The sequence below is a fragment of the Nitrospira sp. genome (assembly GCA_015709715.1).
Taxonomy (GTDB): Bacteria; Nitrospirota; Nitrospiria; order Nitrospirales; family Nitrospiraceae; genus Nitrospira_A.
On record CP054184.1, the window covers coordinates 2,835,930 to 2,862,113 of the forward strand.

Consider the following 26,184-nt stretch of genomic DNA (forward strand, 5'->3'; position numbering starts at 1 on the left):
AAAAGCCTATGTCGACTTTCTTCGAGGATTCCATTGAAATCAAGAGGCCCTGGTCCGATTGGATATTCCTGCGACAGCAGCGGGATATGGATGGCAATGGCGGTTTTCATATCCATAATCCGTGGGGCAATTCGAACCAGCCCCAGGGCGACGCCTCCAGGAATCGACTGGAGTTCGGCTATCGGACGCCCACCGGCCAAGATTTGTGGGGGCAATTGGTCATTCACGGGCCTACCGGTAACGTTGGAATCGGCAAGGTCGCGCCGAGCGCCAAACTCGACGTGAATGGCGATGTAGCGGTCAGCGGCAGTGTGCGCATCAAGGACTGGACATTAGCCGTGCCAGATACCGTGTTCGAACAGGAGTACCAGCTCTTGGATTTGGATGAAGTGCGGGAGTATGTCCACCTCAACAGGCACTTGCCCGATGTCCCATCCGCCGCAGAGGTGCAACGAGATGGCGTGAGTCTCGGCGATTTTTCGATGAAACTGCTCAAGAAGATCGAGGAACTCACACTGTACGTGGTGCAGCAGCACGACACCATTCGAGCCTTGGAGCAGCGTCTCGACCAGATCGAAAACCGCTGATCAATCGAAGTGAGGCCACCCCATGCTAAATCTCCGCAAGGCGAATCAAAACGTCTTGAGCATTGCATCGAACGGCGATGTAACCTTCTCGAATATCTATAGAGAAGTGGTGACCAATCCGCCCCTGGCCGGCGAGCTGCAAATCCGAAAAGGGGCCGCGATGCAGGCGAGTTCGAAACAATCCGGTGCGGTGCGAAACGTCGAGCTGAGAGGCCGGCTCTTTGACAACGCGGTGTTTCCCGGGCAAGGCCTGCAGCTAAGGGATGCCACGGGCGTCCAAGCCGAATTCGACGTGGCCGGCGACCTCTATGTGCGCGGTCGTGTGACCAACGCCCTAACTAATCCCGCTACGCCTGGGCCGTTCGCTGTGATCAGCGTGGTGTATGCAGCGGCCGGGTTAAGTTATGGCGCTGGTCTCGCGCAGTATGCCGTATTTCAGACGCCATCGCCTGGATACGCCACGCGGAGAATCGATATTTCCGACTTTGCCAACCTCCCTGCATCTCCGACGTGGCCGTTCAACGCGACCAATGTTCCGATCAATGGGTTACTGAGGATACCTCAAGGTCCGGGTCCCTTCCCGTTAGTGCTCTTCGTTCATGGCAACCACAGTCCCACCGAAAATTCCACGCCAGGCTATGTATATCTCATGGACCTGCTCGCGTCCCACGGCATGATCGCCGGAAGCGTGGATTGCAATTTCCTGAACGGCTGGAACTTCGGAGAGAACGACGGCCGAGCGATTGTCCACTTGGAGCACGTGAAACAATTCCGAATCTGGAACCAACAAGCAGGCCATCCGCTTGCCGGGAAGGTCGATCTGGCGCATGTCATGATCGCGGGCCACTCCCGTGGCGGAGAAGGCACCGGCCACGCCAGCGCGTTTAACGAACTCACATCGGTAGTTCCGGATCCAGGGGATCCCGCCGTGCCGTTGGATGGCTCTCGTGGACTGGGTCCTTATCAGTTCTCGCTGAAGGCTGTGGTTGCCATCGCCCCGACAGAAAACCAATATCAGCCTGTGGCAGGTCGGGTGGTGGTGAAGGACAACTACTTCATCGTGCACGGTAGCCGTGATGGCGATGTGTCGGATTTTCAGGGCTATCAAACCTATGATCGGGCCCAGCCCATTCATCTCGCCAACCCCACGCAAGTCGCGCGTGGCTTCAAATCCTTATTGTGGGTGTACGGAGCCAATCATAATCACTTCAATTCGGTCTGGGGGCAAGATGACGGCCCAACTATTTCGCGGGCTGATCAGGAGAACGTCGCGAAGGTGTATTTTTCGGCCCTTGCGCAAGGCGCTCTCCTGCACCGCGGCCAATATCTGAACGTGCTGAAGGACGTAGGCATGGCCCAGCGCTCTGGTTGGATACCGGCGTCAATGACGCTAGTCAGCCAGTATCAGGATCATCAGCGCATCTTTATGGCGCACTACGAAGAGGATGCCAATGCCAGCACGCCATCTCCGCCGGTCAATGGCACCATCAATTCGTCGGGCGTCACCGTCAGCGAACTGCTATTCAATCAAGGCTCGGGAGGGAATCTGTACCAACAGACGAAGGGCCTGCGAGTTGATTGGTCATCCTCCACAGGCCGCTACGAACTCAACATTCACGCGGGAGGACTGCCCGGCAGCAAATTGCACATATTAGCGCTTAGGAGCGGGCAGTCGGACGATGCGAAGAATCAGGCCAATGCGTTTCAAGACTTCAGCATCGTGGTCAGCGATGGGACTCACAGCCACACCGTGAGAGCCGCGCAATTCCAACCCTTTCCATATCCCGCACAACTGGCGGGAGGCATGCGGCGCTCGGTGATGCAAACGGTACGAGTACCGTTGCGAGTGTTCGCCGATGCGGGCGTGAATATACGCCAGATCCGGCAAATCGCATTCCGCTTTGATCAACCGATCAGCGGAACTGCTGTCATTCAGGGCTCCATGTATTTTGACGAGGTACAGTTAACCCACTAGACCGTGGGGAGGGAGGGGGCACCATGGCAGAGGGCATGGTCGTTGAAAAAGTCGAGCTCCATGCAGCTCGCCCGGAAGCGGCGGACGTGCGAAAACTCGAGCATCTACGAGCGGAAGGGGCTGCTGCGATTCCCGACGTGTCCTACATCATTAAAGTTTACATTCAGAATTTGCCACCGCCCGGAGGCAGCGGCTATGCGCTCTACGTCGGGGACAGGGAGGTTAGAAAATACGCGCAGTTCAAGAACGGCATCTTTTTCAAGGTCACCGACCCCAAACTCCTGGCATCCTATCGCGGCAAGAAAATACGCTTTCGACGTGCGCCCGAAGGCGAGTTCATAGAAACGAACGTGATCTTTCCGGCTGCGGCGGCTGAACGCGGCCGGACGGAGGATGCGCGCTCGCGAGAGTTGCCTACTCAAGAGGAAGTGTTGCGAGAGTAAGAGCCTTAAACAGAGTTAATGTTGTCTATATCACTTTCCCTCTGAGCCGCGGTCTTTTTAGAGTGAGAGATGTTCCCATCAGGAGGACTACCCCCCGGTGATGGACATATCCGATCCGCAGCCGTCAATGTTCTACCATCATATCAAGGTGCAACAGTTTGTGACGGCCGATCATCCCATGCGGAAGATCCGCCCGTGATCAATACCGAGCAGCTTCGGCAACTGTGCGAGCCGCTCTATGCCTGAGACGGGACGGCCCTCGATTCCGTCAGAGCCATTGGTCTTGGCGCTCCTGGGTCCTGGGCGGGTACCTGATGGTGGTGACCGCCGTGGACGAATCTGGGGGGAGGAGAACCCGCCTTACCGCAGAATCCCGCTCACGATCAATTCCACCGCCTCCTCCGGGGTGAGCCCACGCGCCATGAGGGTCTCCAGCTCTTTCCGGTCAACGCTCCCGATGGCGGCTTCATGGGTCACTTTGGCGTCCGGATGGAACACTCTGACGATGGGAATGGCACTGGCCTGCGCCTGGTCTTGCACGATTTCCATACAGTCCACGTGACCCCTGGCCCCACCCGCATGCGCCTCCGTGATGCCGGTGATCTCCGCTTGCGCCCGGCCGGCGAGCACGACGCGAGTCTTGATCAGCCCTCGTGACCGTGCGCCGCGAAGCAGCACCGCCTCTTTCAACGTGATGCGGTCGGTATGGCGCGCAAAAATCTTCGCATTCAGTTCGGCGATTCCCTCCTCTGCCACTTCCACGAGATAGTCGATGTTCAGATGACCGACCGATCCGGACAGAAGAGAAAAGTCCGAGAAATACCGGGCGCCCTTGCCGATCTTGATCGTGGCATGGGGTAGCACCTGCATGCCGCCGTGAGGGCCGTGGTAGTGCCCTTCGGTATAGACGAGCGACGCATGGGGTCTGAGCAACATTGTCGCCTGCATCCGGTGTTCAGCGGCTTGCGCCATGGGAAAGAGGCAATGCGAGAGCACCTGTGCGGTCGCCCCCTCTCCGACTTCTACATCGATCTTGATCCGCTGGGTGCCGGTGAGGTAGGCCAGGCCGAAACAGAGGTGGATGGGGTGGTCCATGGTCGTTCCCGGCTGGACCATTAGTCTCCCGACGAGGGCGTCCGGCGTCTCTTCTAACTCGAGCGAGACGCCAGGGACCGTGCGCCGGCTGAGGATGTGATGGCCATGCGCCACCACGTGCGCGATGCGCGGATCCTCGAGCACCGCCGGCTCGGCCCCCGCCATCGGCAGGGCGCGGATCAGAGCGTCAAGGTCGGACATATCCGCAGATCTCCCCGTCACAGCGCACGCAACTCCGCCCACGAAAATGGTCGACGGCCTCTCGCGGACCGCCTGAGAAGACGATGCGTCCGGCACAGAGTTGCGATGCGCGGTCGGCCATGAGGGCGACCTCCTCCTGGTGCGTAATCAGCAGGACCGATCCACCCCCGGCTTTCAGGGCTCGAATGATTTCGATGATGTGGGTGATCGAGAGCATGTCGATGCCTGCCGCCGGTTCATCGAGAATGGCGAGGGCCGGTTGCATCGCGAGCACCGAGGCCAGTTCGATTCGGTGGCGTTCTCCGCCGCTTAGGGCCTTGTCGACACGCCGGGCGAGGTACCGATCAGGGGCGAGGCCCACTTGCCTCAAGACCAATGCGGGATCACCGGTCGGTTTGCCCAGGCTGAGGTACTCACGGACCGTCACGCCTTCAAAGCGGGCCGGCTCCTGCCAGGCCAGCGTGAGCCCCAGGCGAGCCCGCTCGTGGATCTTGAGGGGCAACAACGGTGTGCCATTGAATCGTACCGTTCCAGCCGTCGGCACATACCCATCGCAGCCCATCAGCACGTATGCGAGCGTCGTCTTGCCGGATCCATTGGTGCCAAGCAGGGCGTGAATCTCCCCCGCGTAAATGGTCAGGTCCAGGCGATCGAGAATCGAGTGGTGATCGGCTTCGAAGGTGAGGCCGTCGATTTCTAGTCGCGGAATAGCCATAGGGTCAGACAATGCAGGTGTGCATCGCCCGTGCCGGAGCCGATCATTTGAGGCAGCGCCTATTCGGCCGTTTGAAGCGTCCTCTGCGTTGCGTATTGCGGCAGGCGGATCGGGAGCCGTGGGGATTTCTTCCTCACCGTGCAGCGGGATCGTCCGGCGCAGTGGGGGGCGAAGGATGACAGGCGGCCTGGCGAGGACCCACCCCCTGGGTTGCAGCAGGTCTCGCCATCCAGTAGAGTAAACGCATCATCGGGTCTACCGCCAGATTCAGCACTTCCGATCTGTCACGGCAACAAAAAGGAGACAGAACGTGATTTCCAATAGGTGGGTTTCGGCCGCATCGCTCTTGTGGTACGTAGGGGTGTCGGTGTGGATGGCGCAGGCGCCGGTCGATCCCGAGTTCTGGTTGATCGCGAGTGTGTTGCCCGTAGGCTTCGTGCTGTTCCTGGTGGCGACGCATCGTCTCCTTCCCCTGTCGCCGATTTCCCATGCCTTGATCGCGGTCTTTTTGACTCTGCATACGATCGGGGTCCACTACACCTACGCGGAGGTGCCGGTGGGAACGTGGGCCAACGAAGTCCTGCATCTGGGCCGCAACCACTTCGACCGCGTGGTGCATTTCAGTTTCGGGTTCCTGCTGGCCTATCCCATGGAGGAATTGTTTCGGCTGGGCGCCGGCGTTCGCGGGTGGTTGCTCTACTACCTGCCGGTGATGACTGTCCTGGGACTCAGCGGCCTGTGGGAGATCGTCGAAGCGTGGGTGGCCGGGCTGCTCCATCCGGAACTCGGCATCACCTATCTTGGCTCACAGGGTGATGTGTGGGATGCGCAAAAGGATATGGCCGCAGCGTTTTATGGGTCGCTGATCTGTATCACCCTGCTCGTGATCGTCCGCACCGTAGGGGCCTCTCGAACAACGCTCCAGGCTCAGACCGTTCCCACAGAATCTGCATGACGGTCACGCGCACCGACGACGGGTCGTGGCAACCGGCCCTGGGTCTGTTTCCATGGGCATTGCTGTTCTCCTATGGGTTGTGGTGGATCTGGCTGGCCATCGAGCCGGTCGACCGTCGTGACTGGCTGTTGGAAAACCTGCTCGCCGTGGTCTTGGTGACGACCCTGGTTGCAACCCATCGGCGGTTTGCCTTCTCGGGACTCTCCTACGGATTGATCTGGTTGTTTCTCGCGCTCCACGCGGTGGGCGCCCATTACACCTATGCCGAAGTGCCGGTCGGCTTCTGGCTCAAGGACGCACTGGCGCTGAGCCGCAATCCCTTCGATCGGATCGTACATTTTGCCTATGGCGCGTTGCTGGTCTATCCCCTGCGCGAGATTTTGGTTCGGTTGGCCGGAGTGCGCGGACTGTGGTCGTATTATCTTCCGGTCAGCGCGGTACTGGCGCAAAGCGGGTTCTTCGAAGTGGTGGAAGGGATTGTGGCGATGGTCGTCAATCCCGAACTCGGGAGCCTGTATCTCGGGACTCAGGGTGATGAATGGGATGCGCAGAAAGATATGGCGGCGGCTTTCGTCGGCTCAATCGTGACGATGGGCATTACCGTCGGGACCGGCTCCGTGCGCGAAGACAGATCGTAGAGAGAATACGTCCATTTCGCCCGCTATACGTAGAGGTTCTTGGCGTCACGGACCCCTGTATCTGGGGGGCGCCGGTTCCAGGAAAATTTTGTCCCCCCACCTAATGGAATCACCCCATTCGTTCTGCTATGATCCTGTCCGGTTGAGGCACCACGCCGACATGTCGAGGACGAACGTGAACCCGGGAGGACTCCATGCACAGGCCACAACTCAATCCCACCCCGCACAAGCCCACCTCCACCTCTTCCTGCCGCCATCAACGCCTCGTTGATCGCGTCTTGACGGATAGCGGTACGGAAACGGGGCAGGTGCGTTGCTTGGAGTGCGGCGCCATCATCGCCGACCAGCCGTCTCCCCAGTGGCAAGAGGTACTGACCCAACGGCCGTTCGTCCAAAGCTAAGCTCTGTGCGGGCGGGTGCCGAGATCGCGCTGACCGGACCGGTTATGGCCAATAGGTCGCCCGCGCCTTTACATAGGCGAAGACGACATCACGGCGGGCCACCATCCCGATGAGTTTGTGATCCTTTACCACCGGCACGCGGATCAAATGCCGCTCCTGTAACAGGTGAATCAAGTCCATCAGCGGCATCTCCTCCGTGGCAGTGATGACGTTCGTGGTCATGATGTCGGCTGCTGTGATGTTGCGGAGATCGTGCCCCTGTTCCACTGCCCGTAGGAGATCAAACTCCGTCACCAGCCCCCGCAACGTACCGTCTGCCTCCACAACCGGCAAACTCCCGAATGTATGGTCGCTCAAGACTTCCGCCACGTGCATGGCGCTCGCCCCTGGGCTGACCCGCACCACGGCATCCTCCATGATCTGGCGCACCACCAATGTTTTGGGATCACATGCGTGGACGAAGTATTCTGTGGCTCTCATGGTCCCCTCCTTCTCACCCGCCAGGGTGAAACCACCAGGACAACTCCGCGTGAACGCCACCGACGTCGAGGATAGCAATGAGCAATCGCGATGCCAGTGCCGGCGGTTGGATTCTGGGAGTGAGGTGGGAGGGTGCCGCTCCAGACCGGACGTTCCGGCTCATTCAAAGACCATGGAAAGTCAGGTGGTAGTTCGTGGATCGGCGCGTGCCCCTGCCCAGGCCAGCTGACGGTCTGCCACCATCGCCCTTCATTGACGCTGCTGGCTGTAGCTATTTGCGCCAGACACCCCTGTGGGAATTGCGGAAATCTTCCGCAGGGGCCAGCCAACCACCCCGTCGGTGATGCCACCCGAGCAGCGGAGGCAGGGCACAAGTCGATGGGCCTCGACCTGGCACATCTGTTGCTGTGAGCGGTCTCAAGGCCTGCTTCGAGGTTGCAGAATGATTCGACACATTACGACGCCGATTTGCTTCTGGGTGGTGGTCGTCGTGGCTGCGCTCGTATCTGTGTCCTGCACTCCCCCAACGCCGAAAGTCGGTCCACCAACCCCTTACCAGGGGACGGGCGAGCGGGTCGCGTTCGCCTCTCCGGCGGAGTTCTCGTGGAAATAGGTGCCGCGGTTGTCGGGCGGGACGGGTAAGAGACAGTCATGGGGCGACGCATCACGATCATCCAAGGACATCCCGATGCGCAGGCGCGTCATTTTGGGCATGCCTTGGCGGATGAATATGCCAAGGGTTGCGAGGATGGCGGGCACCAGGTCAAGCGGATCGAAGTGGCGCAGGGGGAATTCCCGCTGTTGCGAACCAAGGAGGAGTTTGAAAAGGGCAACCCCCCGCCCATGATCCTGGAGGCGCAGCGGGCAATCGAATGGGCGGACCATCTGGTGATCCTCTATCCGCTCTGGTTGGGCTCGATGCCGGCCTTGCTCAAGGCCTTCTTCGAGCAAGTCTTTCGCCCCGGTTTCGCCTTCGAGTACGGCGAGCGGGGCCGCCTTCCTGTCAAACGGCTAACCGGACGGTCGGCGCGGATCGTGGTGACGATGGGGATGCCTGCCTTCGTGTACCGGTGGTTTTTCTTGGCCCATAGTCTGAAAAGTTTAGAGCGGAACATCCTGCAGTTCGCCGGCATTAGTCCCGTCAAGGTCACCCTCATCGGCAACGTCGAGGGGATGAGCGAGCAGCAGCGGGCAGGGTGGCTGGATGAATTGAGGGGATTAGGCGATACCGGACAGTGAGGCGCTAGGTCGACCATCAAAGGCATTCGCGGGAGCATCGAAAAGAGATTGGAGGCCTTGGGGCATCAGGTGGATGCATCAGGCCTTTCTTCCGGAAAGTAAACATGGACTCATGGCAGCGCTTGTAGTACACCCCTGCCACAATTTCTATTAGAGGCCAGAGAGCACCGACTCCAGAGCCCGAGCCCCCTATGAAGGAAGGCTCGGGCTTTTTTATTGGCCACTGCCCTGGGCACCCGCTCAGGTTGCTCGATGAGGTGCTTCATGGTTCGACCTCGACGTTGTCTTCGGTGCCTGTTCGTCGTCTGTCTGGCATTTCCGCTGATGGGTGTCAATGAGGGATTTGCCGACTACCGTGTGATCGACGTGGCCGACGGGGCCACGGTGAAAGGGCAGGTGGTGTGGACCGGAGCCGTTCCCGAGCTCCCTCCTATCAAGGTGTTCGCCGACCTGGACAGTTGCGGGACACAGGTAGCGTCTCCGGTGCTGCGAATCGATCCGGCTACTCATGGACTGGAAGAGACGCTGGTCTATCTCGAACGAGTAGAGCAGGGAAAGGCCCCCGAGTCATCCTATCGGGTGGCCATGGGGGAGCGTGATGGAGACCCCGCTACCCGCCAGTGTCAGTTTCAGCAGCAAGTCTTTCCCTTCGTGCGGACCTCCGATCTCACGCTGATCAATCATGAATCGGTGCTGCACAATCCGCATGTCTTCAGTGAGAAGCACAGCAGCCTCTTCAACCTCGCACTGCCGACGGCCGGGCGTGAAATTACTGCGCGGTTGCCGCGAGCAAGGGGAGTCGGCTTGCGGTTGCAATGTGATGTCCACGTGCATATGAACGCCTGGGCTGCCGCACTGGAACATCCCTATTTCGCGGTGACCGATGCGCAGGGCCGTTTCGAGATCGGGAATATTCCCCCCGGCACCTACACGCTGGTGGCCTGGCATGCCGGCTACAACATCGTGAGGTTCATCGCCTCCCGCCCGCTGTATGACGACCCCCATATCCTGCGCCAGACAATCGAGCTGTCGCCGAAGGCACAAGTGGAGCGACGGTTCGAGTTCCCCGCCCGGCCGGTGGAAGTCGAGTGGAAGGTCGCCGGCGGAGAGGAGGGCGAGCGATGACGATGCAGACCGTTCAGACCAGGGCGGCCATCGCCGGCATCCTCGTCCTCTTCGCGCTCATGAGTTACGGGCTCAGCGGCCTGGTGGAGCGCGCCGATGCGATTCCGGCCTTCGCCAGGAAGTATGATTTTAAGTGCAACGTCTGTCACGTGCCTGGTTTTCCCAAGCTCAATGACTTCGGCAACCTCTTCCGGGACCGGGGATATCAATTGGGGTCAGAGGCGGATTCGCCGGTCTACGAGGGCATCGGCATGGGCTATTGGCCGGTTTCGTTGCGCACGACGGCCGGTTACCAAGCAGCGACCGTCCGCACCGACGGCTCCGGTGTGACGACCGGCGGCTTCGGCTTCACCGGCTTGGATCTGTTGAGCTTCGGCACGTTGGATCGTAACTTGGCGTTCGGGGTCGTCTTCACCCCGGGGCTTGGCAGCGCGGGGTTCGGGACCGGTGCCTCCGATAGTGACTTGGAGGCTGCGTTTGTGCGGCTCATGCGGTTGGAGCGGTTTCTGGGGGTGAAGAGTGCAGGCGGTGACTATCTGCTGAACCTGAAGGTCGGAAAGTTCGAACTGGATCTGCCGTTCAGCGAGAAGCGGAGTCCGACCTTGAACACGACCTTCGCGATGTATCACTACATGCCTGGTACACCCTACACCGCGACCATCGGGGGTACTTCCACCAGTTCCTACCTCAATCCCAATACCTTTGCGATCGGCGAGAACCAGCCCGGCGCAGAACTGTCCGGTGTCACCAAGACCTCGGCGACCGACGGCTACTTCCGCTACTCGCTGTCAGCGTTGGCCACGAACACGTTTTCCGGCCCCCTGAGCGGCTGCCCCAGTGGCACCACCTGCGGGACGGGCGGCCGGAACGTCAACTTCTACGGCCACGTCACGCAATCGTTCGGGGGCTACGGCATCGTGACCGGTCAGCGCATCGGCCTCTTCGGCGCCTATGGGACGGCTCCGACATTGGTCAATCCCACCTGTCCGACTTGCCAAGCCGTGGCCGGAAGCGGGCAGCCGTTCAGCCGGTTGGGTGTGGATGTCAGCTTGACGTTCAATGGAGAATGGAACCTCTTCGGCGCCTGGATGTGGGGCAACGACAGCAAGAACATGTTTGTCTCACAGGGCATCGCCGACGCCCAGAATGCGTCCTGGCACGGCGCGTTCATTGAACTCGACTATGCGCCGGCGCTGTTGCCGTTGCTCAACATGCCGGACTGGTTTTTTGCCTACCGATATGATCTGATTCGCAACAATCGGCAGGGTGATCCCACCTTCGCCAAGAACTACAACAATGTCGATTCCCACACTGTCCTCGTCCGGTACTTCATCCACCACTCCACCAGGACGGATTTGGCGCTGCACGCCGAGTACAACAGTTACCGGACGACCGGCGTCGGGGCCAACGGCGGGGATTTGCTGGGCCAGACGATGTTGGTCGGATTCGATTTCGCCTATTGAGCGCCGCGGCCTGATGCCTGTTGTCGCGGTCATCCTGGTGCTGCTTGCTGTGACCTTGGGCGGTTGTACGACGACGGCGCCGAGAGAAGGCCGCTGCGTCGTCTGCGACGAGCAGCGGCTGGTGCGCGTCGTTCCGTCCGCTGCCGCCGGCGGATCTGTTTCCTCCGGGCGGTGGGACCACCCGTTGATCCTTGAAGAAGCTGAGTGGGAAGGCATCCTGCGGAGCCTGCAGGTGCGACGTATCCGCCGCCCTCTTCTCGGTCCCTCTCAAGAGGGCCCTCCCGAGCCGGTCTTCTCCGATGAGGAGGCGCGATTCCTCGCCGATTCCCTTCACCAAGCCTTTCGTCAGGCAACTCCGCGAGACTCTGTCGTCTTCGCCCTGGTGCGGCCGGACGAATCGGGCCCACCGTTAGTGACGTCCGGCGCCTGGTTCGTGGAGCGCGGGCGGCTCCATCTGCGGCTGGCGAACTCGCTGGTGGCGGTCGCGCTGCCGTCGATCCGAACGCAAGTGTGGAATGATCCCCTGTTCGCTCAGGATGGCTCATATGAGCCGGTGGCACGGCCCGGTCAAGAACTGGTGGAGGGACCCCGCGGCGTGAGGGACGTGGTCTTGGCATATGGAACTGCACGGCAGCAGCCGGAACCGTCGACCGTCTCGGATGGGCCGTCATCACCATCCGTTCCTCCTCCCCTGGAACAGCAACTCGGCCTGCTCAAGCGGCTTCATGAGCAGGGCCTGATTACGGACGAGGACTATCGAGCCAAGAAGCAACAACTCCTCGATCGTCTGTGACGTGGGGGCTGTCGGCCCGGCTCACCGCTCACTCGCATAGCGGCTGTGTAGCTTCACCGGTGTGGCGGCCCGTTTGCGGCGCATCCGAATGTTCAGCATCTCGACCGTGACGGAAAAGGCCATGGAGAAGTAGATGTAACCCTTCGGGACGTGCACGTCGAATCCCTCCACCATCAACGTCACGCCGACCAGAATCAGAAACGACAGGGCCAGGATCTTCACCGTGGGGTGGGCATCCACGAAGTCGCCGATGGCCTTGGCCGCCATCAGCATCACCACCACCGCCAGGATGATGGCAACCGCCATGATCGACACATGGTCGACCAAGCCCACCGCCGTGATTACCGAATCGAGCGAGAAGACGATGTCCAACAGTGCAATCTGCAGCAACACCATGCCGAGGCTGGCTTGGACCGTCGGCGCCGCATGTTCTTCCACACCTTCCAGGCTGTTATGAATCTCGTGCGTGGCCTTCGCCATCAGGAACAGGCCGCCCCCGATCAGGATCAGGTCGCGGCCGGAGATGCCCTGTCCCAGCACCGTCACCCAGGGTTTGGTCAATCCCATGACCCACGAAATGGAAAACAGGAGCGCCAGGCGCGCCAACATGGCCAGGCCCAGACCCATCTTCCTGGCGAGGGCCCGCTGCGCCTCCGGCAACCGGCCCACGAGGACGGAGATGAAGATAATGTTATCGATCCCCAGCACGATCTCCAGCGCGGTCAGAGTTCCGAGCGCGATCCACACTTCCGGATTGGCCAGCCAGTCCAGCATCAGAGACTCCCTGTAGTAGAAAAACGACCGACGAGTCGACCGGTCATGAACGGATAGACCGCATAGCGAGGTGACAGGCAGTCTACCCCGGTGGGCCTATCGGCGCAATCAAAACGTCGCGGGCGATGGGGAGCGGCTAGACCGGATCTTCGGGAGGGGACGGGTGTTGATGCAAGGTTTCGAGAAACAGCAGATTCAGATCTTGTGTCATCAGGTTGACCTGCGTCTTGAGCAGGCCCAGCATCTCGCTGCGATGCCGTAATTCGTTGATGCGGTAGATACCTCCTCGACCGAAATAGAGTTCCGTCAGGCGTTGCTCCTGCTTGGAACCGGGCTTGCCGAGGCGAGGGCGCCAGTTGCCGATGATGTGGTCGCGGCGGGTCCGTTTGCCGTTGGGGCGGATGGAGCTGTTCAAGTAGCGCCAGACCGGTTGCGGAAATTGCTCGCTGGTCCGGTCGTTGTGCCAGATGTCGGCCATGAGGTTGCGCCCGTGCTTAAATTCATAGGCCTGATCGCCGCCCAGCGCCGCCACGCCGAAGCCCAACGCGGCCACGCTTCCCGACAGGTCGATAATACCTGATAGGACCTCCGAGCCCAGGAGTAGGAATGTTCCGGCGAAGACTCCGGAAATAGAGTCGGCCAGAATGGCCATGATTGTCCGACCCTGTTGGATGTCGTTGCGAACCTCTTCGAGTTGCGAAGCCAGGTCCTCCGCCCGCTCCTTTTCGCACTCCAACTCGGCCGCAATGCTGTTCGCCTCGAACAGCGCCAACAGCAACCGATCGGACAGTTCCTGGCGCACAGCAAGGGACCGCAAGGATGCGCCGTCCAGGCCGCGGGCCATGTCACCTTCCAGCAATTGGAACTCCGCCAGCAGATCGTGCACCCCGATGATGGCGGCGATTTCCCTGGCTCGCGGCGAGAAACGCACGGAGTCGATCGTATCGCTTGCGGTGGTCGTCGAGGTCCGGTCGATGCGATAGCCGCTGTTGACCGGAGGATGACCGACGACCTGTGTGGGCGGATTGGTGGTGGGAACGCAGTGGCTTTCAGTGATGTCATCGTCCTCGCCGTCGGCCGCCCTGATGTGTGGTCCGCCGGCGCAGCCCTGCAGGAGGGCGACGGAGAGACAACCGGCGAGGATGTAACGAGAAATTCCAACGGCCATGCGTATGACTGACGACAAGCGGACGAGGCGTACCGACAGGGCAACACCACTTGACGAAGGTACAGGATCAACATGAAAGCCGTATGAAAAGAAGATGAATGGTCGATGAAGTTTTGCGGCGGGCGGCGGCAGGCCTGCCCGACGAGGGCCGACCTGGCACCGCCCATGCGGTGGGTCAGACCGATCCGCGTTTCAAGAAGTCGGGCCGGTCCCGGATGGCGACCATCTTCACCAGATCGCGGATCGAGAGCACCCCCAGCACCTTGTCATGTTCGGTGACGGCGAGGTGCCGCACCCGTTTCGCAGCCATACGTTCGCTGGCATCGCGAATCGTGCGGTTCACGTCGATGTCCAGCAGCGGCGAATTCATCACGGCGCCGACCCGGATCGCCTGCGGATCGAGTTGGTAGGCGAGCACTTTTCGAACCAGATCCGCCTCGGTCACGATGCCCACCAACTCCTCCGCCTCCATGACGAACAGGGCTCCGATGTGTTTGTCGGCCATGCGCTGCGCCGCCGAGAGCGCGGCTTCGTGGCTTCCGATCGTCTCCACGGCGGTCTTCATCAACACGCTCAGCGGGCGGTAGACATCGTTGAGCGACTGGACCGGTCCGCCGTCGGCCTCGACGAAATACCGTACAAGATCGCGGACCGACGTCACGCCGAGCACGTCCGTGCCCTCCACGACGACCAGGTGACGGACCTTCTTGGATTCCATCAGCTGGCTGGCGTCGAGCATCGGTCGATCGGGCGCGATGGTGACGAGCGGGCTGCTCATGATGGTGCTCATGTCCGTGCAGGAGGGGACGAGCCCACGGGCCAGCACCTTGCTCACCAGGTCGCTTTCGGTGACGATGCCGGTAATCCGACAATCGTGGTGCGGACGGTCGAACGTCTCGATCAAGACCGAGCCGATGCTGCGGCTCCGCATCCGTTCGGCGACGGTCACGACGGAGGTATCCTGCGGGAGGACTTCCAGTTGGCGATGCATGTACTCACTGACGCGGGGATGCGGTGCGGTCATGGGCGCTCCTTTCTGTAGATCGATCGTCTGTCATGCGTGAGGTCGTCCCGGTTGCGGCATGGCGGTGAAGGCGCGCAGTCGGGCCGCGGCGATTTTGCGGATCTCTTCGGCCAAAAGGAGGCCGATCGCCCCCAGGATCAAGGTCCCGAAGATCCAGGCCGGCAGTGGCGCGGTGCCGAATACCATATGGCCAAGCGGACTGTAGGTCAACAGGAGGAGGAGGGTCACTTCGACGGCCACGCCGAGGAGGATCAGCGGATTGCTGAACCAGCCGAGCCGGAACGCCGACAGCCGTTCGGAGCGGCAGGCGAATACATTGGCGACTTGCGCCACGACGATTCCGGAGAGGGTTACGGTGGTGGCCTCCCGATAGAGGGCGGAGTTCCAATCCAGCGGATCGCCCCAGGACCAGCCCTGCCGGAAGAGGTAGAGGAAAAATCCGCCCATGGCGATCGCAGCCTCGATCATTCCGAGAAATCCATAGGCGCGCAGGAGCAGATCCCGGCTGAGTAGGCGCTCTGTCTTCGGCCGGGGCGGGTCGTTCATGATACCCGGTTGCGGCGCTTCGGCAGCCAGGGCCAAGGCCGGCACCATGTCGGTCCCGAGATCAACGGCAAGGATCTGGGGGACGGTCAGGGCCAGGGGCGCAGACGAGAGCCCGAATGCCAGATAGGGCACAACTTCCGGGACGTTGCTGGCCAGCACGTAGGTCACGAACTTGCGGATGTTCGTATAGACGGTCCGGCCCTCCTCGATGGCGTTGACGATGGTGGAAAAATTGTCGTCGAGCAGGATCATCGAGGCCGTTTCCTTGGCGACATCCGTGCCGGCAATGCCCATGGCGATGCCGATGTCGGCTTGCTTGAGAGCCGGTGCATCGTTGACACCGTCGCCGGTCACGGCGACGACCTCTCCCATGGCCTTGAGCATCGCGACGATGCGGAGCTTATGCCGCGGCGCCATGCGCGCAAAGACGGGATCCGCCTCACCGGGCGCGGTGGGGGTGAGCAACTGCCGCAGTTGCTCGTCGCTGTGGCGATCGAGCTGCAGGCCTTCGATCACCGGGACGAAGCCTCCTGGGGCGGGAGAAGCAGCGTCCGGGGCCAATCCGATGCGGCGCGCGATGGCCAGGGCGGTCAGCGGATGGTCCCCCGTGATCATGATGACGCGCACGCCTGCTCGTCGGCAGGTCGACACCGCCTCGGGCACCTCCCGGTGAGGCGGGTCCATCATGGCCACGAGTCCGAGGAAGGTCAGCTGCTGCTCGACGGTTTCGACGGTCAATGCATCCACGCCCCGTTCGACTTCCCGCATGGCGACGGCCAGCACGCGATAGGCCTGCTGCGCGAAGGTTTGGCCCTGGGCCAGCACCTTCTTCCGTCCGTCGACCGTGAGGTCGGACAGCCCGTCCGAGCGCTGTTGCGCCACGCACAGCGGGAGGACGGATTCCGGGGCGCCCTTGGTGAAGGCCAGCAGGCGGCCCTCGCTCCAATGGAGCGTCGTCATGCGCTTGCGATCGGCATCGAACGGCAATTCGTCCATGCGGCGGAGCAACGGGCGGTGCAGCAGGCCGTGGTCCTGGGCGAAGTCGAGGAGGGCCGTTTCAGTCGGGTCGCCGGTGGTGACGCTACGCCCATCGGGTCGGCGCGTCCGTTTGGCATTGTTGCAATGGATGATGGCGTCGAACAGCGGCCGCCACCGCTCGGCTTCGGTCGCATCGACGAGGCGATTCCTGGTGAACAGACAGCCTTCACGCGCCTCGACCACGAGGTCATCCACATACAGCCGGTCCACGCGCATGCGGTTTTCGGTCAGGGTCCCGGTCTTGTCCGTGCAGATGACGGTGGTGCAGCCCAAGGTTTCGACCGAGGTGAGGTGTTTGATCAGCGCCTTGCGTGTGGCCATCCGTTGACTGCCCATGGCGAGGGCCAGGGTTACCGTCGGCAGCAGGCCTTCCGGCACGTTCGCGACGATGATGCCGATGCCGAAAATGGCGCTGGTCCAGAATCCCAACCCCATGCCGACGCCGATGGTGAAGAACACGATCCCCATCATGAGCGAGAGGGCTGCTACCATGTGGGTGACTGTCACGATCTCCCGCTGGAGGGGGCTCAGGCCGGGTCTCACGCTGGTCGCGAGGTTGGCGATCTTGCCGAATTCCGTCTGCAGCCCGGTCGCGAACACGACGGCCTGGCCGTGACCGGACAACACCGTGGTGCCGGCGAACACGAGGTTGGGGATGTCCAGCGGGTGGCCGTCCGTGATCGGCTCGGCGGAACGGCGTTGAGGTTTCGATTCGCCGGTGAGCGGAGAGTTGTCCACGCGGAGGCCGACGGCTTCGACGAGCCGCGCATCGGCAGATACCTGTTCGCCCTCCTCGAGAATCAACAAATCGCCGGGCACCAGATCGTCTCGGGGGACCTGCTGAGGTTGTCCTTCGCGCAGGACCCAAGCCTTGGCCGGGAGCAGGCTACGCAAGGCCTGAACGGCCCGCTCGGCTCGGTATTCCTGCAGAAATGCGAACAACGCGTTGACGATGATGACGCCGAGGATAGCCCAGCCCAACGTCGCCATGCCCTGGCCGGGATTGAATCGGTCGGCAAAAAAGGCCAGGGCCGCGGCGACCCAGAGCAGTAAGGCGAGGAAATGGGTGAACTGTCGGGCGAACCGCCCGAGGAGCGGAACGCCCCGCAGATCCTGCAGGTTGTTCGGGCCATACCGCAGGGCGCGCCGCCGCACGTCCTCTTGAGACAAGCCCTGCGGCGAGGTCGTGAGGGCGCGATAGACCTGGCCAGGGGCAAGGCGGCAGACCTCGAGCGCGGTCAGGTCAGGCACGCCATCCTCGCACAATAAGGACGGAGCAGGGCGCGTACTTCAACAGCGTCTCGGAGACACTGCCCAACTGAAGCCGCTCCGATCCCGTCAAGCCACGTGACCCGGCGACCAGCAGATCCACCTTGTCCGAACCGGCCTGCTGAAGGAGCGCGTCCGTGACATGGTCAATGCGGACTTGGGTCGTCACCGCGTACCCTTCACGCAAGAACCGGTCGCGCAGTTTTTCCACTGTCTGCTCGGCGGCGGATCGCCGGGGGGCCGAGAGTTGGTCCACCTGGTCTTTCGACAGGTAGGTCCCCGCCAGTTCGGTGACGACCGGCTCGACCACCGAACAGATCGTCAGCTTCGCTGTCTCCGGCAGGAATCGTTTGCACAGGAAGCTGCCGGCGCCCTGCGTGTGTTTGGAGGCGTCGGCGGCAAAGAGCACCCGCGACAGGGTCGTGAGCGGTCGCTTGACGATCAAGATCGGACAGGGCGCCAAGGCGCTCACCTTGCGGGACACGCTGCCGAGCAGGTAGCTTTCGACGTCGTTCAGGCCGCGGGACCCCAGCACGAGCAGGTCGGCCTTTTTCTGTTTGGCCTGCTTGGTAATGGTGTCAGCGACGCGGCCGTGTGCCAGTACGGTTTCGATCGTGGTGTGGGGCTTCGTCGTGGCCTGTTGCAAGGCGGTACGGGCGAGGCCTTCGAAGCGGCGCAAAATATGATCACCGGCTTTGGTCATGGCGGCCAAGGCTTGCTTGGAGAGGACCGCATGTTTGCGCGCGGAGGACTTCAGCGACGTATTGTCCACGACGTGCAGCAGTGTCACCGACTCCGGAGGACGGCCGGCCACCGCCCGCAACATCTGGACGCTCCATTCGGCATATTCAGACCCGTCCACCGCGATCAAGATCTTCATGAACATCCCTTCCTGCTTGAAAGCACAGCCTGGAATAGGGTCTGCATCGGATATGCCTAAGCCCTGCATCGGACTGAGTCGCTGATCCTGCGAGTCATCAAGCAGGGCGAATGTTTTGAAAGCGTGGGGGGGAGGCCACTCTGCGGCGTTTTGCAGCAGTCTCACTCCGGCGGTTGGGGTAATTGGCAGCAGTATGGTTGCCGAGGGCAATCTGTGCAGTAATGGGACGGTCAGGCATTGTGATTGCGTCGGCAGTCGAAGGGAGGAGGGGCATGGGAATTCAGAGGGGCAGGGGCGTCACAGGTCTCGCTGGGTGCGTCTTATTGGCGGCCGGGATTCTGGGGATGGATGGGGCTGAGGCCGGTGTTACCACCCGCATTGCCTCAAGTGGAGATGCGATCGAACTGGAGATTCCGACCGACATCGGTCCACAAAAGGACGTGTTGCCGCTCTACCACAGCGGGAAGATCCGGTATTTCAGTGCGGGTATCGGCCAAGTCGAACGCGAAGCCTCCTATCCCCCATTCTCCTTGAAACTGGTGTTGACCGCCGGAGGCAAACCCTTCGTGACCGGCGCGGCCCTGACGATCCGCGATGCCAAGGGTGTCGTGGCCTTGAGTGTGCCGGCCGAACAGATGACAGGGCCCTGGCTCTTCGCCGATGTGCCGGAAGGGGTCTATGAGGTAACAGCGACCCTGGGCGGACAACAGCAGAAGGTCACGGGGATCAAGGTCAAAGAGGGCCGCGTGACGACGCAGCATCTGCGGTGGGCTCAAGATCCCAGCCCGCCCTTGGCCGTGCAGGCCGAATGACCAAGGAGCAGGTTCGCGTCCACGGCGCAGCGACGGGGTTTACCGGGCGACGGTCTCCTCAGCCGTGGTATAAGCGTGGACGATTCTTGGCAGCGACGAATACAGGAGGAGCTTGTGTATGGTGAAGAAGCAGCGGGCCGCGACGAAACGGGCGACGGGCAAGAAGCGGACAGGGGCGGGCTTTGAGGACCTTACAGTGGGCCAGGTCTTGAACAAGCGCGTGGCGACGGCGCGCCCCGACACCAAGGCCGACCAGGTGGCGGCCCTGATCGTGAAGGGAACCGGCACCGTGCCGGTTGTGGATGGGGCGAAACGGTTGGTGGGCGTGGTGAGCGAACATGACCTGCTGCTGGCGCTCGACGAGGGGCAGGCCTGGGCCGTCCTCCGGGCCAAGGACATCATGAGCGGCAACCCCTACTCGGCGAGGCCGGAACATAACCTCCCGACATTGGTCCATGTGTTGACTGAAAGCGATCTCATGTCGGTGCCGGTGGCGGACGAGCGCAACCGGTTCGTGGGCGTCGTGTCCCGGCGGGACGTCGTCAAGGCAGCGTTGAAGGCGGGGGCGGCGAAACGGGGCTCGCGCCCGTAACCAGTCCGGGCGCGGGCTCCTGAGCGGTCCTGGGGAGGAGGACACTTCATGCGACAGATCGACAACCTTACGCAGGCCTGCGACCCCAAGGGCCTGACAGTTGCTCAGCTCATGCAAGACGCGCCCTTCACCTGCACGGCGAAGACGGATGCCCTCACCATCGGGCGGCTCATGACGAAGCAGAATTTCGGCGGGCTCCCGGTGGTGGCGGAGGATGGGACGCTGGTCGGGTTGGTCACCGAATATGACCTACTTCAGGCCATGATCGAAGGGCGCGACCTCCGCAAGGTGTCGGCGGCGGACATCATGACTACTCAGCCCTTGGCGGTGCGGGAAACCATGACCTTGGAGGAAGTCGCGAACCTCTTCCAGGATCGCTACGTGACGCGCTTGCCCGTGGTGCGAGAGCGCAAACTCGTCGGCATCGTGGCGCGGCGTGACCTGCTGCATGGGTATATGAAGGCTTCGCAATATTGGTCCTAATCGCATGCGGCGTCTGAGCGGGCCGTCCGTGGCGGCCCTTGGTTTCTGGGCCTTGTGGTGCCTGCATGGCGCGGAGCGGCCCGTTCTCGCGGCGGACCGTATCTCTCCCTGCGCCATCCACTACCCGAGCGACCGGCGGATTGCTTGGCAATGTCGTCGACTCCAACGGGGGGAGACGCTCGAATCGCTGTTCGGCTCGCGATGGCAGGATGTCGCGCGCTTCAACCGTATCGATCGGCGCCACGTACAGCCGGGACGAGAGATCAAAGTGCCGCTGAGGCCCGAGGAGGTCGCGCAGTTTCATCCCCTTCCCTCGCGATATCCGCTCGGCGAGCAAGAGGACAAACTGATTCTCGTCGATTTGTCGGAGCAATTCCTGGGAGCCTACGAGCGAGGGATCTTGCGATTCGCCCTTCCCATCGCGACGGGCGGCCCGGACCATCCGACACCGATCGGAGACTTTCGCATCACGGCGGCCCACCGCACGCACCGCTCCTGCCTCTACACGGTGGAAGGGACGGATGTGCCCTATCCCATGCACTATGCGTTGCGGTTCCATGTCGACGGGCAGGGAAGTTACTGGATGCATGGCCGTGACCTCCCCGGCTATCCCGCTTCGCATGGCTGCATCGGCCTGTCGGACGAACAGATGCAACAGCGGTATTACGGCGCGCCGGCGCAGCCCGCGCTTGCCGATGCCAAGCGGCTATATGAGTGGGTGGTCGGCGAGCATGCGGAGGAAGAGGCGTGGAGGCCGATCCCGAACGGGCCGCGGGTCGTGATCTCCGGCCAGGCTCCGCGGGGGTATGTGAGCGGCGTGACTGGTTTCTAATGGGCAGGCCGACGGTCGGAGAGGGGAAAGAAGGTTGCCATGATCCAGTGCTGTTGCAGGGCGAGGACCACATCGGCGGCGATCAAGCCCATGAGCGATGAAGTTCATGGCGACCATGACGAGCGGAATGAAGGCGAGGGCAATGCCGCTCTGCTGGGCGCGCAACAGGAGAAAGGCTTCGCTGGATCGCGCCAGCGTGAAGACTGCGCCGATTCCCACCACCCACCAATAACCTGCCCCTAAGCGCGCGAGACTGTTCCAACTGAATCAGCCCGGTGGCCAAGAGGGGCCCGACAAGCGCGCCCACCGTATCCAGCGATTGTCACAACCCGAAGGCTGCGCCCCGCGGGGCCGGCGGAGCAATGCCCGCCACCAGCGCATCACGGGGCGCACCGCGGGTCCCTAAACAGCGAAAGCAGGCTAGTGGATCATCTCCGAAGAGACGTCCATCACTAGGCTGACAAAGCCCAGCATTCAGATGGCGGAAGGCATTCGCTGAGAGCCACGGTCCACACCAATGCTTACCAGGTCTTGAAGAACGTGAGTAAGTCTTCTCCCTGCCTCCAGTCGTAAGGCTCCGCGTGCGCCAATCGTCCTTCTCCCTCGCGATCCACGGCAACACCTCCCTTTTCCAGATAAGACGTTCGAGCGCCGGAAAGATACACTGTGGAAGGAGGGCGGGCTACTGGCGGTCTCTGACCTGATGTTGCGGGCAGGGGTTCGGCATCTGGAGTCCAGGAGGCAGTGTGGTCCGTTCGTCTACGCAGGCCACATCCAGTTGTGTCTGAACGAGGCCCAGCGCGCCGCTCAGGTTGGCGCCGCGTAAATCACTCTGGCGGAGGTCGGCGCTCTGCAGTTGCGCGCCGGTCAAATCCGATTCGCTGAGGTTGGCTTCGCGCAGATCGGCTTCCTGCAGGTTCGTCTGGATCAGCGTGGCGTGGCTCAGATCGGCGTGACTCAAATCCGCCGCCACCAGGTTGGCCGATTCCAGCGTCGCCTCCCGCAGCTTCGCGCGCGACAAACGGGCCCTGGGCGCATAGACCTCGGTGAGGTCGGCCTTCCGTAGATCGGCCTGGGTCAGGTGGGTGCCGATCAACACGGCCTGGTGGAGTCGTGCGCCGTGAAGATCGGCGTGAGACAGATTGGCCTTGTAGAAGACGGCCATGGTCAGGCCTGCGGAGTCCAGGCGGGCCTTGGTGAGGTTCGCACCCTCCAGGTTTGCGCTCTCGACATTTGCCCGCTGCAGCGTGGCACCCATGAGCTGCGCATATCGCAGATCGGCGCCACGGAGGCTGGCTTCGCGGAGATCGGTCTTCACGAGAGAAGCGCCGTCCAGATAGGCACTGTCCAACTCCGCCTCGGCCAGGGTCGCGCCGTCCAGGGAGGCGCTGTCCAGTAGGGCTCCTTGCAGATCGGCCCGACGCAGGTTTGCCTGTTGGATGTTGGCGCGGCGGAGGTCCGTCCCGGCCAAGTCGGCGTCGGCCAGGGTGGCTTTGAAGAGGTTGGCGCCGTAGAAGTAGCCGTCCGTGACGGTGGCGCTGCTCAGGTCGGCCAGCTGCAAATCGGCATCTTCGAAATGGGCCCGCTCCAAGACCGCCTCCCGCAAGATCGCCCCCTGGAGGGTAGCGCCGTAGAACGCCGCTTCCTCCGCGACTGTCCGGCTGAGCCGCGCCTTGACCAACAGCGCCTTGCGCAGGTCGGCTCCGACCAGTGTGGCATCTTCCAGCATGGCCTGGGACAGGTCGGCGCCTTTCAAGTGCGCCTGCACGAGGCTTGCGTTGCGCAGGTTGGCGCCCTTCAAGGACGCGCCTTCCAGGTCGATGCGTTCGAGGTTCGCGCCGACCAACCTCAATCCCCGCAGGTTGGTTTGGCATAGGGTGGCGCGCCGCCCGTCCGGCGACTCGCGGTTCTCCAACCATTGGGCATGGGCCTGCAAGATCGGCTCAAGGACTTTCGGCGCCGGCTGCTTCTGCTTGAGCGGGTGGTCGCAGATCTCGCTGCTCTGGGCCTTGGGGATGGGTTTGGGGCGGGACTTGGCGTCCGCCTGGGTGGTCAGCAGCGAGGTCGCGATCCAACCGATGACGATCGCGATCCAGAGGAAACGTGGGTTCATCGAAGGACCTCCTTGAGGATGACAGAGTCGTGCGTCATGTCTGCCGATCGACCCGTTGTGCCAGCTCGGTCAAGGCTGGGGTTACGCACACTTGATAGGATGCCGCGGTTTCCAATGTACGCCACGCATCAGGCAGTTGCGCGAGCGAGGCGGAGGCCTGCCGTCGGATCTCCTCCAGCGCCGGTGCGGTCACGAGACGGCGTCCCCCGCGCATCACGGGCAGCAACAGGGGCAGGCCCTCCTGTGCATCGCCCTCGACCGTGAGAATGTCGCCGGCCATCCGTCCGTCCGGGCCGATGGAGCGATAGACCTGCTTGCGTCCTGGCCAGGTGGCCTTGCCCTCGGAGCGTTTGCGGCAGGGGCGACCGGCATATTCCTGCAGCTTGTAGGCGCAATCGAGATAGGGCGCATCGGCGGAGGTGGTCATGGCGGTGCCGACGGCGAAACCGTCGATGGGCGCGCGGCTTGCGACCAAAGCCTGCAAGCGGTATTCGTCGAGATTGCCGCTGGCCAGGATCTCGGTGTCTGTGAGGCCGCCTCGGTCCAAGATGCTTCGCACCCGTCGCGCATGGTCGGCGAGGTCGCCGCTGTCCAGCCGCACGCCGTGGATGGTGATCTTGCGCGCCTTGAGCCGCCCCGCCAAGGCCACCACCTTCTCTGCGGCCGCTTCGGTGTCGTAGGTATCGATCAGCAGCACGACATGGCCGGGCTGCGCCATGGCGATGTGTTCGAAGGCCTCGGCTTCGTCGCGATGGGCTTGAATGAAGGAATGGGCGATCGTGCCGTAGGTCGGGATGCCGAAGCGGGCGCCCGCCAAGACATTCGAGGTGCCGGCGAAGCCTGCGAGGTAGGAGGCGCGCGCGGCCAGCAACCCCGCCTCCGCCCCATGCGCACGACGCAACCCGAAGTCGATCAAGGGGGCGCCCCCGGCCGCCAGGACGGACCGGCAGGCCTTGGAGGCAACCATGGTTTGGAAGTTCAGCAGGTTCATGATGCGGGTCTCGACAAGCTGGGCTTGGGGGAGCGGCGCGGTGATGCGCAGGATCGGCTCGTTCGCAAAAAAGATGCTCCCTTCCGGCAGGGCATGGACGTCCCCCGTGAATCTCATCGTCCGGAGGCCGTCCAGAAAGGCAGGGGTAAACCCGCCTCTGCCTGCGAGCCACTCCAAGTCGCTCTCCGTGAAGTGAAACTCTTCCAGATAGGTCAGGACCTGCTCCAGCCCCGCCGCCAGGAAGAAGTTCCGACAGGGCGGCAGCTTACGGACGAAGAACTCGAAGACCGCCTCGTCGGTCATGCCTTGGGCCACGTAGGCCTGCGCCATGGTGAGTTCGTAGAGGTCCGTGAGGAGGGCATCCGAGACATCACTCATGCGACAAGTTGCTCCACCCGGAGGGGGACTGCGCCGGCCAGGACCATGGTTTCTTCGGCTTGCCGGCCGTCGTCGGGCCGAACGTTCACCGCCTGGATGGCGTCGATCAAGAGATACACGGCATAACCCAGTTGCCGGGCGTCGCGGACGGTTTCCAACACACAGTAGTCCGTGGCCAGGCCGCCGACGTACAGACGGGTGACGCCGCAGGACTGAAGCCGGTCGTGGAGCAGCGTATCTTGAAAGCCGGAATAGGCCTCACGATTGGGATCGGTGCCTTTGGAGATGACGATGGCGTGAGTCGGCAGTTGAAGGGCCTCAGGGAACCCTGCGCCGGGGCTATAGGCGAGACAGTGCGGAGGCCAGGGACCGCCTTGGGGGCGGAAGGAACAATGGTTGGGTGGATGCCAATCCCGCGTGGCAAACACCGGCAGGGCGTGCTCAACAAAAAGGAGCACATATTGTCGCAACACGGGCACGATCCCGTCGCTCCCCGGCACGGCCAACGCTCCGCCGGGCAGGAAATCATTCTGCATGTCCACCAAGAGCAGGCCGTCACCTCGCGTCAGTTGTTTCACGAAAGGTCCTTCGCGCCTGGCCGCCCGGTTGTCACTTGCCCTGTTGCACGAGCAGCCGGATGTACGCCAATGCGTCCTGCATTTCTGTTTCCGTCAATTGCCCCAGCCAGGAGTGCATCGGGCTGAAGACGACCCCATGTTCGATGGTGCGAAGCAATTCTTCGTCGGACTTGAGAAAGGATTTGAAACGATGGAAGTTCGCCGGCGGAACCCGTAACTCCGCCGCGCCGGGGCCGTCCCCCCATCCGCCGGTGCCGTGGCAGGTGAGACAGTGTCGTTCGTAGACACCTTTGCCGCGGGTGACATCGGCAGGAAAGTCTTGCGCCGAGGCGGGGGACGCGGCCAGGCTTACGAACCACAGGGCGGAAACGACCAACAGACTGTCGGTCCGACAGGAGCGCGAAGCGTGCGGCATGGCCAATCGTCCTCAACTCTTCTTCGTCGTGTGGGCGATGAAGGGCGAAAAGTGCTGTTGTAGTTTGGTGCTGCCGCATTTCGGGCATTGCACCTCGCCCTTTTCATGTTGTTTGAGCGTGACGACGATCAACGACTCTTTGCCGCAATCCAAACAGGTATAGTCGTACATGGGCATGGGG

Annotated in this window: 27 protein-coding genes; 14 read left to right on the forward strand and 13 right to left on the reverse strand. The window is 62.1% G+C overall.

The annotated features are described in order from the left end of the window. Positions 1 to 8: 8 nt before the first annotated feature. The 3 genes from HRU82_13800 to HRU82_13810 are packed head-to-tail and all read left to right on the forward strand — an operon-like array spanning position 9 to position 3,005. Positions 9 to 587 (forward strand): hypothetical protein, encoded by a 579-nt coding sequence (locus tag HRU82_13800; protein QOJ35953.1) that lies wholly within the window; start codon positions 9 to 11, stop codon positions 585 to 587. Between the two features lie 22 nt (positions 588 to 609). Next, positions 610 to 2,562, forward strand: coding sequence for a hypothetical protein (locus HRU82_13805; protein QOJ35954.1), 1,953 nt, complete (start codon positions 610 to 612; stop codon positions 2,560 to 2,562). A gap of 23 nt (positions 2,563 to 2,585) precedes the next feature. Next, positions 2,586 to 3,005, forward strand: a complete 420-nt coding sequence (locus tag HRU82_13810) for a hypothetical protein (GenBank protein QOJ35955.1) — start codon at positions 2,586 to 2,588, stop codon at positions 3,003 to 3,005. A 360-nt stretch (positions 3,006 to 3,365) separates the two neighbouring features. Here the strand turns inward: HRU82_13810 and HRU82_13815 are convergent, their stop codons facing one another. Together HRU82_13815 and HRU82_13820 are read right to left on the reverse strand one after the other, a co-directional pair. Then, the gene (locus HRU82_13815) at positions 3,366 to 4,301 is read right to left on the reverse strand and encodes a SufD family Fe-S cluster assembly protein (protein QOJ35956.1); all 936 of its coding nucleotides are present in this window, start codon (positions 4,299 to 4,301) and stop codon (positions 3,366 to 3,368) included. Then, complete coding sequence (locus tag HRU82_13820; protein QOJ35957.1) at positions 4,288 to 5,016, reverse strand: ATP-binding cassette domain-containing protein; 729 nt, start codon at positions 5,014 to 5,016, stop codon at positions 4,288 to 4,290. Before HRU82_13820 ends, HRU82_13815 begins: the two co-directional genes overlap by 14 nt. Before the next feature lie 310 nt (positions 5,017 to 5,326). Here HRU82_13820 and HRU82_13825 point away from each other — a divergent pair, with 310 nt between their 5' ends. The 3 genes from HRU82_13825 to HRU82_13835 all read left to right on the forward strand — a co-directional run bounded on the left by HRU82_13825 (position 5,327) and on the right by HRU82_13835 (position 7,010). Next, positions 5,327 to 5,971, forward strand: coding sequence for a DUF2238 domain-containing protein (locus tag HRU82_13825; protein ID QOJ35958.1), 645 nt, complete (start codon positions 5,327 to 5,329; stop codon positions 5,969 to 5,971). Beyond that, positions 5,968 to 6,609 carry a DUF2238 domain-containing protein gene (locus tag HRU82_13830; GenBank protein QOJ35959.1) on the forward strand — a complete coding sequence of 214 codons (642 nt, stop codon included), beginning with the start codon at positions 5,968 to 5,970 and terminating at the stop codon, positions 6,607 to 6,609. Before HRU82_13825 ends, HRU82_13830 begins: the two co-directional genes overlap by 4 nt. A gap of 194 nt (positions 6,610 to 6,803) precedes the next feature. Further along, the gene (locus HRU82_13835) at positions 6,804 to 7,010 is read left to right on the forward strand and encodes a hypothetical protein (protein ID QOJ35960.1); all 207 of its coding nucleotides are present in this window, start codon (positions 6,804 to 6,806) and stop codon (positions 7,008 to 7,010) included. A gap of 42 nt (positions 7,011 to 7,052) precedes the next feature. On the opposite strand, the gene HRU82_13840 is transcribed toward HRU82_13835, so the two are convergent. Next, positions 7,053 to 7,490 carry a CBS domain-containing protein gene (locus tag HRU82_13840; GenBank protein ID QOJ35961.1) on the reverse strand — a complete coding sequence of 146 codons (438 nt, stop codon included), beginning with the start codon at positions 7,488 to 7,490 and terminating at the stop codon, positions 7,053 to 7,055. A 651-nt stretch (positions 7,491 to 8,141) separates the two neighbouring features. On the opposite strand from HRU82_13840, the gene HRU82_13845 reads away from it, so the two are divergent. The 4 genes from HRU82_13845 to HRU82_13860 all read left to right on the forward strand — a co-directional run bounded on the left by HRU82_13845 (position 8,142) and on the right by HRU82_13860 (position 12,110). Continuing rightward, positions 8,142 to 8,729, forward strand: coding sequence for an NAD(P)H-dependent oxidoreductase (locus HRU82_13845; protein ID QOJ35962.1), 588 nt, complete (start codon positions 8,142 to 8,144; stop codon positions 8,727 to 8,729). Positions 8,730 to 9,314: 585 nt separating this feature from the next. Beyond that, positions 9,315 to 9,854 carry a carboxypeptidase regulatory-like domain-containing protein gene (locus HRU82_13850; protein ID QOJ37212.1) on the forward strand — a complete coding sequence of 180 codons (540 nt, stop codon included), beginning with the start codon at positions 9,315 to 9,317 and terminating at the stop codon, positions 9,852 to 9,854. Then, on the forward strand, positions 9,851 to 11,317 hold the full coding sequence (locus HRU82_13855; protein QOJ35963.1) for a hypothetical protein: 1,467 nt from the start codon (positions 9,851 to 9,853) through the stop codon (positions 11,315 to 11,317). Before HRU82_13850 ends, HRU82_13855 begins: the two co-directional genes overlap by 4 nt. A gap of 13 nt (positions 11,318 to 11,330) precedes the next feature. After that, on the forward strand, positions 11,331 to 12,110 hold the full coding sequence (locus tag HRU82_13860; GenBank protein ID QOJ35964.1) for an SHOCT domain-containing protein: 780 nt from the start codon (positions 11,331 to 11,333) through the stop codon (positions 12,108 to 12,110). A 21-nt stretch (positions 12,111 to 12,131) separates the two neighbouring features. Here HRU82_13860 and HRU82_13865 read toward each other — a convergent pair whose 3' ends face one another. From HRU82_13865 to HRU82_13885, 5 genes are all read right to left on the reverse strand, one after another. Next, the gene (locus HRU82_13865; GenBank protein QOJ35965.1) at positions 12,132 to 12,884 is read right to left on the reverse strand and encodes a TerC family protein; all 753 of its coding nucleotides are present in this window, start codon (positions 12,882 to 12,884) and stop codon (positions 12,132 to 12,134) included. Between the two features lie 136 nt (positions 12,885 to 13,020). Further along, positions 13,021 to 14,052, reverse strand: a complete 1,032-nt coding sequence (locus HRU82_13870) for a hypothetical protein (GenBank protein ID QOJ35966.1) — start codon at positions 14,050 to 14,052, stop codon at positions 13,021 to 13,023. A gap of 175 nt (positions 14,053 to 14,227) precedes the next feature. Then, complete coding sequence (locus HRU82_13875) at positions 14,228 to 15,076, reverse strand: CBS domain-containing protein (GenBank protein QOJ35967.1); 849 nt, start codon at positions 15,074 to 15,076, stop codon at positions 14,228 to 14,230. Between the two features lie 30 nt (positions 15,077 to 15,106). After that, positions 15,107 to 17,911, reverse strand: a complete 2,805-nt coding sequence (locus HRU82_13880) for a cation-transporting P-type ATPase (GenBank protein ID QOJ35968.1) — start codon at positions 17,909 to 17,911, stop codon at positions 15,107 to 15,109. Next, complete coding sequence (locus HRU82_13885; GenBank protein QOJ35969.1) at positions 17,904 to 18,809, reverse strand: universal stress protein; 906 nt, start codon at positions 18,807 to 18,809, stop codon at positions 17,904 to 17,906. Before HRU82_13885 ends, HRU82_13880 begins: the two co-directional genes overlap by 8 nt. Before the next feature lie 272 nt (positions 18,810 to 19,081). Between HRU82_13885 and HRU82_13890 the strand changes: the two genes are divergently transcribed. From HRU82_13890 to HRU82_13905, 4 genes are all read left to right on the forward strand, one after another. Continuing rightward, positions 19,082 to 19,621, forward strand: coding sequence for a hypothetical protein (locus HRU82_13890; GenBank protein QOJ35970.1), 540 nt, complete (start codon positions 19,082 to 19,084; stop codon positions 19,619 to 19,621). A 118-nt stretch (positions 19,622 to 19,739) separates the two neighbouring features. Beyond that, positions 19,740 to 20,213 (forward strand): CBS domain-containing protein, encoded by a 474-nt coding sequence (locus HRU82_13895; GenBank protein QOJ35971.1) that lies wholly within the window; start codon positions 19,740 to 19,742, stop codon positions 20,211 to 20,213. A gap of 48 nt (positions 20,214 to 20,261) precedes the next feature. Beyond that, complete coding sequence (locus HRU82_13900) at positions 20,262 to 20,696, forward strand: CBS domain-containing protein (protein ID QOJ35972.1); 435 nt, start codon at positions 20,262 to 20,264, stop codon at positions 20,694 to 20,696. Positions 20,697 to 20,700: 4 nt separating this feature from the next. After that, a complete protein-coding gene (locus HRU82_13905) occupies positions 20,701 to 21,528 on the forward strand; it encodes a L,D-transpeptidase family protein (GenBank protein QOJ35973.1) in 828 nt (275 codons plus the stop codon). Between the two features lie 682 nt (positions 21,529 to 22,210). Here the strand turns inward: HRU82_13905 and HRU82_13910 are convergent. The 5 genes from HRU82_13910 to HRU82_13930 form a co-directional block, all read right to left on the reverse strand. Further along, a complete protein-coding gene (locus tag HRU82_13910; protein QOJ35974.1) occupies positions 22,211 to 23,641 on the reverse strand; it encodes a pentapeptide repeat-containing protein in 1,431 nt (476 codons plus the stop codon). Between the two features lie 34 nt (positions 23,642 to 23,675). Continuing rightward, entirely contained in the window at positions 23,676 to 25,010 is a 1,335-nt protein-coding gene (locus tag HRU82_13915) for a nicotinate phosphoribosyltransferase (protein ID QOJ35975.1), read from the reverse strand. Beyond that, positions 25,007 to 25,546 (reverse strand): isochorismatase family protein, encoded by a 540-nt coding sequence (locus HRU82_13920; protein QOJ37213.1) that lies wholly within the window; start codon positions 25,544 to 25,546, stop codon positions 25,007 to 25,009. Before HRU82_13920 ends, HRU82_13915 begins: the two co-directional genes overlap by 4 nt. 73 nt (positions 25,547 to 25,619) lie before the next feature. Then, the gene (locus HRU82_13925; protein ID QOJ35976.1) at positions 25,620 to 26,003 is read right to left on the reverse strand and encodes a cytochrome c; all 384 of its coding nucleotides are present in this window, start codon (positions 26,001 to 26,003) and stop codon (positions 25,620 to 25,622) included. A gap of 12 nt (positions 26,004 to 26,015) precedes the next feature. Next, a complete protein-coding gene (locus tag HRU82_13930; GenBank protein ID QOJ35977.1) occupies positions 26,016 to 26,180 on the reverse strand; it encodes a zinc ribbon domain-containing protein in 165 nt (54 codons plus the stop codon). Between the last annotated feature and the right edge of the window lie 4 nt (positions 26,181 to 26,184).

Coding starts and splice junctions, on each gene's coding strand:
- HRU82_13800 (QOJ35953.1), top strand. CDS start 9: ATGTCGACTTTCTTCGAGGATTCCATTGAAATCAAGAGGCCCTGGTCC.
- HRU82_13805 (QOJ35954.1), top strand. CDS start 610: ATGCTAAATCTCCGCAAGGCGAATCAAAACGTCTTGAGCATTGCATCG.
- HRU82_13810 (QOJ35955.1), top strand. CDS start 2,586: ATGGCAGAGGGCATGGTCGTTGAAAAAGTCGAGCTCCATGCAGCTCGC.
- HRU82_13815 (QOJ35956.1), bottom strand. CDS start 4,301: ATGTCCGACCTTGACGCTCTGATCCGCGCCCTGCCGATGGCGGGGGCC.
- HRU82_13820 (QOJ35957.1), bottom strand. CDS start 5,016: ATGGCTATTCCGCGACTAGAAATCGACGGCCTCACCTTCGAAGCCGAT.
- HRU82_13830 (QOJ35959.1), top strand. CDS start 5,968: ATGACGGTCACGCGCACCGACGACGGGTCGTGGCAACCGGCCCTGGGT.
- HRU82_13835 (QOJ35960.1), top strand. CDS start 6,804: ATGCACAGGCCACAACTCAATCCCACCCCGCACAAGCCCACCTCCACC.
- HRU82_13840 (QOJ35961.1), bottom strand. CDS start 7,490: ATGAGAGCCACAGAATACTTCGTCCACGCATGTGATCCCAAAACATTG.
- HRU82_13845 (QOJ35962.1), top strand. CDS start 8,142: ATGGGGCGACGCATCACGATCATCCAAGGACATCCCGATGCGCAGGCG.
- HRU82_13850 (QOJ37212.1), top strand. CDS start 9,315: ATGGGGGAGCGTGATGGAGACCCCGCTACCCGCCAGTGTCAGTTTCAG.
- HRU82_13855 (QOJ35963.1), top strand. CDS start 9,851: ATGACGATGCAGACCGTTCAGACCAGGGCGGCCATCGCCGGCATCCTC.
- HRU82_13860 (QOJ35964.1), top strand. CDS start 11,331: ATGCCTGTTGTCGCGGTCATCCTGGTGCTGCTTGCTGTGACCTTGGGC.
- HRU82_13865 (QOJ35965.1), bottom strand. CDS start 12,884: ATGCTGGACTGGCTGGCCAATCCGGAAGTGTGGATCGCGCTCGGAACT.
- HRU82_13870 (QOJ35966.1), bottom strand. CDS start 14,052: ATGGCCGTTGGAATTTCTCGTTACATCCTCGCCGGTTGTCTCTCCGTC.
- HRU82_13875 (QOJ35967.1), bottom strand. CDS start 15,076: ATGACCGCACCGCATCCCCGCGTCAGTGAGTACATGCATCGCCAACTG.
- HRU82_13885 (QOJ35969.1), bottom strand. CDS start 18,809: ATGAAGATCTTGATCGCGGTGGACGGGTCTGAATATGCCGAATGGAGC.
- HRU82_13890 (QOJ35970.1), top strand. CDS start 19,082: ATGGGAATTCAGAGGGGCAGGGGCGTCACAGGTCTCGCTGGGTGCGTC.
- HRU82_13895 (QOJ35971.1), top strand. CDS start 19,740: ATGGTGAAGAAGCAGCGGGCCGCGACGAAACGGGCGACGGGCAAGAAG.
- HRU82_13900 (QOJ35972.1), top strand. CDS start 20,262: ATGCGACAGATCGACAACCTTACGCAGGCCTGCGACCCCAAGGGCCTG.
- HRU82_13905 (QOJ35973.1), top strand. CDS start 20,701: ATGCGGCGTCTGAGCGGGCCGTCCGTGGCGGCCCTTGGTTTCTGGGCC.
- HRU82_13910 (QOJ35974.1), bottom strand. CDS start 23,641: ATGAACCCACGTTTCCTCTGGATCGCGATCGTCATCGGTTGGATCGCG.
- HRU82_13915 (QOJ35975.1), bottom strand. CDS start 25,010: ATGAGTGATGTCTCGGATGCCCTCCTCACGGACCTCTACGAACTCACC.
- HRU82_13920 (QOJ37213.1), bottom strand. CDS start 25,546: ATGCAGAATGATTTCCTGCCCGGCGGAGCGTTGGCCGTGCCGGGGAGC.
- HRU82_13925 (QOJ35976.1), bottom strand. CDS start 26,003: ATGCCGCACGCTTCGCGCTCCTGTCGGACCGACAGTCTGTTGGTCGTT.
- HRU82_13930 (QOJ35977.1), bottom strand. CDS start 26,180: ATGCCCATGTACGACTATACCTGTTTGGATTGCGGCAAAGAGTCGTTG.